This is a genomic window from Microcoleus asticus IPMA8, assembly GCF_013179805.1.
Lineage (GTDB): Bacteria > Cyanobacteriota > Cyanobacteriia > Cyanobacteriales > Microcoleaceae > Microcoleus > Microcoleus asticus.
On sequence record NZ_SRRZ01000089.1, the window covers coordinates 24,435 to 31,800 of the forward strand.

The 7,366-nt window shown below is 42.9% G+C and carries 6 protein-coding genes and 1 pseudogene; 2 read left to right on the plus strand and 5 right to left on the minus strand.

All coding sequences use genetic code 11. The features are described from left to right. Positions 1-197: 197 nt before the first annotated feature. Positions 198-1,061 (minus strand): annotated as a pseudogene (locus tag E5S67_RS21715) (PDDEXK family nuclease). Between the two features lie 113 nt (positions 1,062-1,174). Between E5S67_RS21715 and E5S67_RS21720 the strand changes: the two are divergent. Beyond that, positions 1,175-1,753 carry a Uma2 family endonuclease gene (locus tag E5S67_RS21720; RefSeq protein ID WP_172190458.1) on the plus strand — a complete coding sequence of 193 codons (579 nt, stop codon included), beginning with the start codon at positions 1,175-1,177 and terminating at the stop codon, positions 1,751-1,753. Positions 1,754-1,838: 85 nt separating this feature from the next. Here the strand turns inward: E5S67_RS21720 and E5S67_RS21725 are convergent, their stop codons facing one another. After that, entirely contained in the window at positions 1,839-4,166 is a 2,328-nt protein-coding gene (locus E5S67_RS21725) for a tetratricopeptide repeat protein (RefSeq protein ID WP_172190459.1), read from the minus strand. Between the two features lie 207 nt (positions 4,167-4,373). Here E5S67_RS21725 and E5S67_RS21730 point away from each other — a divergent pair, with 207 nt between their 5' ends. Next, positions 4,374-6,125, plus strand: coding sequence for an FG-GAP-like repeat-containing protein (locus E5S67_RS21730; RefSeq protein ID WP_172190460.1), 1,752 nt, complete (start codon positions 4,374-4,376; stop codon positions 6,123-6,125). Between the two features lie 194 nt (positions 6,126-6,319). On the opposite strand, the gene E5S67_RS34525 is transcribed toward E5S67_RS21730, so the two are convergent. The 3 genes from E5S67_RS34525 to E5S67_RS34535 form a co-directional block, all read right to left on the minus strand. Continuing rightward, positions 6,320-6,514, minus strand: coding sequence for a hypothetical protein (locus E5S67_RS34525; RefSeq protein WP_339382951.1), 195 nt, complete (start codon positions 6,512-6,514; stop codon positions 6,320-6,322). A gap of 196 nt (positions 6,515-6,710) precedes the next feature. After that, positions 6,711-6,950 (minus strand): hypothetical protein, encoded by a 240-nt coding sequence (locus tag E5S67_RS34530; RefSeq protein ID WP_339382952.1) that lies wholly within the window; start codon positions 6,948-6,950, stop codon positions 6,711-6,713. After that, positions 6,911-7,084 (minus strand): hypothetical protein, encoded by a 174-nt coding sequence (locus E5S67_RS34535; RefSeq protein WP_339382953.1) that lies wholly within the window; start codon positions 7,082-7,084, stop codon positions 6,911-6,913. The genes E5S67_RS34530 and E5S67_RS34535 overlap by 40 nt, the downstream gene beginning before the upstream one ends. Between the last annotated feature and the right edge of the window lie 282 nt (positions 7,085-7,366).

Consider the following 7,366-nt stretch of genomic DNA (forward strand, 5'->3'; position numbering starts at 1 on the left):
ATAATTGCTTGTAATGTCAGATTTGTAAGTTACATTTACTACAAAAATAATTTTAAGACTAATCTAATCGCATTATTACTGCTGCGACGCACCGGCTCGCGATGAGGTATGGTGCGTCGCTAGGAGAAATTCGAGTTGATTTAGAGATTGTCGATCGCGACGCACCGGCTCGGTATCTACTAAGCTCGGGTTTGATATCAATCCTCAGCATCGGGATCGAGTCCCATCGATCGCAGCCACTCCGCTAACTGGGCGAGTTTTCGCTCTGCTTGTTCGGCTTTTTTCCGTTCTTGTTCGGCTCTTTCCCGTTCTTGTTCGGCTCTTTCTCGTTCTTGTTCGACCAGGGTCCGCTCAATTTCAACTTGTTCGGAGCCAGTTAACAGCAAATTCCCCTGCAAATCCCACCACCGCAGCCAAAGAAGTTCTTGATTTTGATAGCTTCCCTGCAACAGTCCCAATTCTACATCTAGTACAGGAATCGGATAGTGACCGCGTGCGTTTGGCTCCATCCTTCGATACACAAAATCTATTAGGTGATAGACCTCTAAATTGCCCGTTTTCATTTCATAAATGCCCTAGTAAAAGATGCGGATAATTCTCTCGTACACCCAAAACTTACCGGGTTTAGTTGTTGTAACGTCAGCGGCCACAGTCAAGGGAGTACGTGAAGCGAAGCTATCCCGAAGGGAATCGCGCTCTTCCTCTCCATTACCGCTAGCAAATTCTAAAGCAATGAACGGAGCCATGTGTTCCCGCCAAAGTACATAAGAACGGCGAAAACCGTCAAGTGTTGCCGGTACATTCGGCACGTAAAACCAATCCGGTGCTTCTGCACCTCGCTCTGGCGGGTCAGTTTCTCGCCAGTAAATGCCGCAATCTTGCCCGATAGCATATTGTCCGTCTGGATGCAGCCGCTCTACAACCGGCCCGATCGAATCTGTCAGAATGATGCTCTGAGGATGCTCCTGAAAATTTTTCACAAATGTACCGTCTTCGTCTGGCAATTGCGTGTGGTCGGGGAATGCAGGAGGCAGATCTGTAGCACTTATTGGCTCGTTCATCGTCTTTTCCGTGCAGTTATTGTTCATTGTACTGCGAAATTTTAGAGCCATCTGATTGGAAAATTTAGCTAATATTCGCTAATATGGAACAGCGATCGTAAAAGGTAAGTCAGATGGTTGTCGCAATTTCTAAAGCAGGATTGGGTACAGGTGCGGCTTTCCTGTCAAATGTGACATGGGAGACTCTGGAAAAGTTGGATGCAGATTTGGCGGAAACTGGGGCGCGCTTAACTTATTTGGATGGGTGTTTAGAAATTATGGCTCCTTTATCTGAGGATCACGAAGAACCTAAAAACACTTTAGGCCAGCTTTTAGAAATTTATATGCGGATGAGAAATATTCGTTTCTACGGGCGCGGCAGTACAACCATCGGGATGAAGGAATTGGGTGCACGGAAAGAACCAGATGAGTCTTACTGTTTGGGTACGCGCAAATCGGTTCCAGATTTGGCGATCGAGATAACAGTGACGAGTGGTGGAATTGATACGCTGGAAATCTATCGTCGTGTGGGAGTGCAGGAGGTTTGGTTTTGGGAGGATGGGGTAATTTCGGTTTATTGCTTGCGTTCTACGGGATATGAGTTGGTGAGTAAGAGCGAACTTTTGCCGGAGTTGGATTTGCGATCGATCGAGTTTTATTCGCGGATGGCGGATCAATATGATGCGGTGAATGCTTTTATGCGATCGATGTAGAAGTTGAGAAGAGCGAGCTTAACAAACTCAGCATTTTGAATTACAGAGACTGTCATAGTGTTAATTGAGTTGAGAAGATTAATGATTAGCTCATCATTAATATTGATTGGCGAACTCTGGCAATTTGTTTAGGGGCTTCCATCTCTTCATAAAGTGTTATTGCTTGATTAAAATACTCCTCACTATCCACTGTATTACCCATTTTTTGATAGGTTAAGGCACGTTGATAGTAAGCCTCAGCTAGGTCAGATTTAGCACCGATTTTATCCAGAAGTTCGATTGATTCTGAATGATGGGAAAGGGCTGTTTCAAATTCTCCCTGTATGCGATAGAGTTCTGCTAGACCATACAAAGCTTTAGCCTTAATCTGAGTATAGTGGCTCTCTTCAGCAAATAAGAGGGCATTGTGGTACATTTCCAAAGATTTTTCTTTTTCTCCTAACTCTTTGTAGGCTTGACCTAAAAAAACCAATCTGTATCCTGTACCACGCGCTCCCAATCTAAAACTTAATTCAGAGCAAACATTTTCAATAAATAATCGTGCTTGCTGACAAAATCCTAAACGTGAGTGTATTAATGCCAAACAAAACCAAGCACCTATTTGCTGCTCGTGCAAATTTGTACAGTTCGACAAAGAGTTAACTTTTTCAAATAACAATAATGCTTCTTCTAATTCTCCTGCTTCTATCTGGCAGAGACCAATGTTAGATAATGATATAATTTCTAGTTCTTTTATTTGGAAATCAACAGCTAAATTGTAGCAATTTTTGTGACACTTGATAGATAAATTAAGAGCGCCTGTTATCCAATAAAAATTACCCAAAGAGTTATAAAGTCTTGTTAAATGAGCTCCAGGAGAAACCCTATTAATTATCTGATTAATTGCAAAAATCATTTCTTGTAACAAACCTAGTCTATAGAACGAGTTAGTAAGAGGTTCGTCTAATCTCCATTTGCTATATCTTTGTCGGACAATGACAGCAGCAGCCTGCTCGATATCATATATCATTATACAATGATGGTAAGCTTCAAAAGCTCTCATTGCGTCTGGGATAGCTTCAATTTTTTTAACACTATCCGTCCAAAAATCTGCTGCTTTTCGATTGGCTTCTTCCCAATCTTCACTATCTCTCAGTCTACTAATTGCCTCTGCCCGAATCACTGGATGCAGCCAATATTCTCCTTTTAAACACTCAACTAAAGACCGACTTCGCAAAGATTCAATCACCCGTCTGCGCTGTCCTTCTGGCACATCCCATAGTAAGCACAATAATCCCTCAGTGGGTACAGTCGGCACATCCTGATAGCGATAACATCCCAAACGGCAGAGGAGTCGATATGCTTCAGGATAAGTTTTTTCGAGACGATTAAACTGCTCTTTAACAAGATTTTCTACAGCTAACTCCACTAATAAATCAGCTTCAACTTTATGTTCTTGCCAATAGGCTACCATCCCTCCATCTCTCTGTATGGGGTCGCATAAAATATTCATCGCCAAGGCATTACCGCCATAAGCCTTGTGCATTTCTTGTATAGTTATCTCATCTATCTCAATATCACGGCGGCTAAAAAAATCATGCCACGCTTTTTCATCAAGGCTAGGTAGCGGGTAATTAGTGACACCTACGCATTCAGCTAAAGGTTCGCGACTGGTAATTAACGTTACTGACTGTACCGAATAATCAGCCAAAACTCGCAATAAATCCACATAGCTGCGATGGGGTTCAATAAATCTGCCTTGTCCATCTAGCGCGGGTTCCAAATTATCAATTAATATCCCTACTCGGCGCGTCTGAAGTTGGCGTTTCAGTCTTCCAAGGGTAACTCCAAACTCGCGGCCAGGTTCTTCCTGAAAGTCCCGCTTCAGCCATTCTTCAATCACGCTTTCAACCAGGGTAATATTTTCTTTCTCCTTTGCCATTAGCAATTCCAGTATTAAGTCAAAACCCTGAGACTTGAGATATTCCTGGGCTAAAGTTGTTTTGCCCACACCTCCTGGTGCTTGGATGAGGATAACTTTTGCGCCTTGGTTGATGCGGGTGTTAAGGTGCGCGATCGCCCCTTCCCGTCCCACAAAATCAGTATAAGTAGGTGCGGAGGGAGTAGGGACAGGAGTAGGGACTGGGGGAGAGGCGATCGAAACTTTGTTGTAGTAACGCTCTACCACAGCTTGCACATTATCTCTGTTGACAGTTTCTCCACATAACTGCTTCAAGCGTTTCCATAATTCATAAGCAGCCTGCTTAATACTATCGCCGTCATAGTTGGTATTTTGTCCAATTTGCTTGTAAGTTTGACTATCTTTACCCTTCCATGCCTCTTTCAAGATAGTAGTTTCAATGGTACTCAAGGTTTTGAGCGTATTAGCCATCAGTTGTGAATTGATAAAATCCAAAGCCTGAGCGATGTTCATAGGTCTCTAGAATGCTAAGTAGCAACCTGCAATAACAACTATAACTGACTTTAATTGACTTTGATTGACTTTTTCAAAATTTCACCGTACATAAACTAACTAACTTTGGGCTACTGACATTCAAAAAATTGAGCCTTAATATCAAGTTATTAGGTTGAGTTAAATCAACCTAAAGATCAAAGTAAGTAAAAAAGAATCGCAAAAATTATGTCTAATGAATTTTTGACCCCATTCGATTCAAATGGACTTAACTTAGCCTTGAATCGGGTTCAATCCCAGTTGCAGACGTTTTTTACTTCACCCAATGCCTTGCAACAATTGGGTCAAGTCTTTGATATCACGAATCCAAACGCTGCTCATAGCCTGATTCAAAGCGGCGCGGCTGGCAATCTTGAGAATATTATGCCACATTTCCAAATTCTCACAGATACAGCCATGAAGGGAGCGCAAGCAGCTTTTTCTGAGACTCAGGATACCATTTATTTAGCACAGTCCTTGCTACAGGGTGACAGCCTGAAAGTTCAAGAGGTTCTGATTGAGGAACTAGGCCACAAGTTTGATACTTTGCTCAATCCGGGTGGGGATACTTCTGGGGATGAGGGAGAGTTATTTAAGGACGTTGTTTTAGGTTTACCTCTGAGCCAGCCAGAGTTGTTACGGATTCAGACAGAGAATGACTTCGGCACTGTTGTTGTCGATAATCAAGTTATCCCGGTTGAACAAGCCCAGAATAGCACAGATGTGACCGGAGATGGTAAAGCTGATGCTATTGTGGCTAATGAAGATGGTGTTTATGTCAGGCGTTCTAATGGTAGCAAATTTTTACCGAACGAAAAATGGATAGACATTCCTTTTTGGGGATCGATAGGAACAGGGTTTGCTGATGTAACGGGAGATGGTAAAGCTGATGCAATAGCATCTAATAACGATGGCGTTTATGTCAGACGTTCTGATGGCAGCAAATTTTTACCGAACGAAAAATGGACAGATATTGGTTATTGGGGAACGAAAGGAAGCTGGTTTGCTGATGTTACGGGAGATGGTAAAGCTGATGCAATCGTATCTAATGACGATGGTGTTTATATCAGACGTTCTGATGGCAACAAATTTTTACCTAATGAAAAATGGACAGACATTGGTTATTTGGGATCGAAAGCAGCCGGATTTGGTGATGTAACGGGGGATGGTAAAGCTGATGCAATCGTATCTAATGACGATGGTGTTTATAAAGGTGTTTATGTCAGACGTTCTGATGGCAGCAAATTTTTACCTACCGAAAAATGGACAGACATTGCTTATTGGGGCACGAAAGGAACTTGGTTTGGTGATGTAGCGTTAACTGGAACAAGTTTGACTCCGCCACCACCACCTGGTTACTACCGCGAGATTTCTTCATTAAGCGAAACTCAGTGGGATCAGCAAAGTGGAGATAATAATCAATTTGAGCAGTATCCTTTGGGGGGTGGAGGAGATCAACGAGGGAAAACAGACGATCGGATTGAGCAGATTTACACCGATCTTTCTAATACTATCTTTGGCTATCGAGTACCCATGAATACTGGCTATGCTTATGACCAAAGCTATTACTCAGGTTATGGAACTTGGCACGCAGGGCTTGATATGGGAGCAAATAATGGCGCAACAATTAAAGCTGCAATTGGAGGAAGAGTGACATGGACAAGTGGTTCAGGAGATGGTAATATTTTTGTAGGAATTAACTCTGATGATGGTCGTCAATGGGTTTATGGTCATTTGAAGTCTGCAAGCGGTTTATCGAATGGTAAACGAATCAATGCTGGTGAAACTGTTGGTATTGTCGGCGCTCAAAATCATTTGCATCTTGAAGTCGAAAACGGTCAAGCTTATGGCGGTACACAAGGAGCTATGACAAATCGAGGCACACTACTAGGTGTTACCGTAAGTCCACTTATGGCTTATTGGCAATGGCGCAACCGATAGTAATGTATTTACAACTAATATAGCAATCCCAAAGTTGTAGGGTGCGTCACCTTACCATTTTTTGCCAAAACGATCGATTATCATAGGTGACGCACCGGAAATTTGTTGGTAATCAAATAGCGATTGCGCCTCCCCTACCATCCCCTGTAGCAGAAGAAACGCGATCGCACTTCTTCAACAATCTCGACAGCACATCATGGGATGAAAAGCCGACTTACACCCATATAAGTATTAATATCAAGCACAATTTCAACCAGACGAACTGCACAACGCTGCCGATATTCAGAGTCATTCAACAAGCGATCGGCATCGCCAATAGTAATCACGGGGAGTGATGTAGAAGTAATTTCCTCGCGCATCACTTGTTCCAGAGAGTTTTCGCCCTTCATACTCCGATTCGCCGTCAAGAGAATCATCTGGTTTGATTGAGCTAACCGCCAAACAACGCGATGTCACTATTGATTGGTAGGCTCATTTCGTCAAAGGTGATAAATCGAATGAGTACCCAATCTAGCCAGCAGCTACTCAAAATGCTACCTGAGAGAAGTACGGCGTGTCCTCTCAAATTATGATAGACCAAAAAATTCATGGCTGAGACTTGAATTTGGCCTTGGCTGCTTGAACTTTTGCTCGAATCGCTTCTTCACCAGGTTTTGGTGGCTGGGCCGCAATTCTAGCAATCAGATCGCGATTTTTTTCTTCATAATATAGCCTAAGTTCCTCCGCTTCCTTAAGCACCATTTGATACTCAGCTTCAACATCGGCGCGATTGGCCTCAATATACGCTAAAGCTGCATTAATTTGTTCTTCTGTAAGGTCAAACAATCCTCTGATAAACTTAGGTGGATTTGAGCCGTCACATAGTCCATGATGTCGTAGATGGTAATGCGCGTACCTGCGATCGTCAGTCCTCTTTCTGTACGGATGATAGCTGTTTGTTTGTCGGATATGCTTGTCATGCCTCTAACCTCCTAGAAGTTATTTCTATATTAGAATAATTCTCAAAACTCTTGCAACAATCATTGGTTTTTGGTTTGTTGACGCTTACCCTGAGAGTAAGGTGCGTCGCTCATCGATTGTCGATTTTCATTGAGGATTTAAGGGCGGCGATCCACCCGGTTTCTGACTTCTCACAGACTCTAAGAAACCGCTGGGGGGGTGACAAAGAGACCTAAGAGCTAGGCCTAATCTGAGTTACAGCCCTCATCCCCCGTTGATAAAAGTGGCGCTTATTCGGGGTT

Excerpts from the sequence above, each read along its gene's own strand:
- E5S67_RS21720 (WP_172190458.1), top strand. The coding sequence starts at position 1,175 with ATGGTTGTCGCAATTTCTAAAGCAGGATTGGGTACAGGTGCGGCTTTC.
- E5S67_RS21725 (WP_172190459.1), bottom strand. The coding sequence starts at position 4,166 with ATGAACATCGCTCAGGCTTTGGATTTTATCAATTCACAACTGATGGCT.
- E5S67_RS21730 (WP_172190460.1), top strand. The coding sequence starts at position 4,374 with ATGTCTAATGAATTTTTGACCCCATTCGATTCAAATGGACTTAACTTA.
- E5S67_RS34525 (WP_339382951.1), bottom strand. The coding sequence starts at position 6,514 with ATGAAGGGCGAAAACTCTCTGGAACAAGTGATGCGCGAGGAAATTACT.
- E5S67_RS34535 (WP_339382953.1), bottom strand. The coding sequence starts at position 7,084 with ATGACAAGCATATCCGACAAACAAACAGCTATCATCCGTACAGAAAGA.